Source organism: Methylobacterium sp. J-030 (assembly GCF_022829545.1).
In the GTDB taxonomy this organism is placed as follows: domain Bacteria; phylum Pseudomonadota; class Alphaproteobacteria; order Rhizobiales; family Beijerinckiaceae; genus Methylobacterium.
Genome location: NZ_JAKSYM010000083.1, coordinates 1 through 972 on the forward strand (window position 1 = coordinate 1; position 972 = coordinate 972).

Genomic DNA, 972 nt, shown 5'->3' on the forward strand with positions numbered 1-972 from the left:
AGGCCCAAACCGCATCAGCGACGTTCAGGACGCCCGGCGCCGGCTACCGGCCACGCACGGACGCCGGCATGGAGCGCCGCCGCCGCTGGGCTGCCTCTGGCCGCCTGCCGCCGGGTATCGCCGCCCGGTTCACGCAGGCAGAGGTCGCCGTTCTGGCCTTGGTTGCAGCCGAGGTAGCCCGTAGCAGTGATTGCCGGCTGCCGAACGAAAACCTGGCGGCCGTGACCGGCGTGTCCCGCACGACCGTCAAGAATGCGATCCGCGAGGCCGCGCGGTTCGGCCTGCTCACCGTCGAGGAGCGGCAGATCACGGGCTGGCGGAATGACACCAATGAGGTCCGCATCACCAGCCGGGAATGGACCGCCTGGCTGCGGCTGGCGCGGCGCACGCTGCCATCAGGGGGAGGGGTCAAATCCGCGACCACCACGCATACTCAGGTTCTAGATCTGGGAGAATCGGGGAAAACGGGACCCAAGAAGGGCTGCCGACGAGCGGCGGTCGACCTCGACCGATCAGGCAGCGCGAGAATCCGCGCGGGCGGTGGAGGCGGCCGAGCCATGCGGTGAGCGTCTGCGGCTGTTCGGCAGAGCGGATGAATGCCGAGAGCTATTCTTTGTGCTGCCCTATGCCCTTGCGGCAAGGCGGCGGATCAGAGGATTTTGCCACGTGGATATAGGTAGACGTCGCCTTTCCTCGGATTGCGTGATCCAACCTGTGCAAGAAGTCCGAAAATTATCAAATGATGGAATTCTAAATGACGAGGTATCGAACGCCATCCCCACCATTTAGGGTACAATTAAGGGTTGTTTTCTCGCGCAACACGTCAAAAATCAGTCATATGACGAGATTTGAAGGCTGTTTAGAACTGATCACTACAATTCTGAACGATTATTAGGGGAATAAACTATTAATTAACAGAATCTATCAGAAATGTCGATCGGTTCTGCCGCGCGCTGTCAGGCAAGAACTGAT

1 pseudogene is annotated in these 972 nt (G+C 60.1%); it reads left to right on the forward strand.

What is annotated here, in order from left to right:
* Positions 1–566: pseudogene (locus MKK75_RS04840) on the forward strand (GntR family transcriptional regulator); the annotation flags it as partial.
* Positions 567–972: the final 406 nt, after the last annotated feature.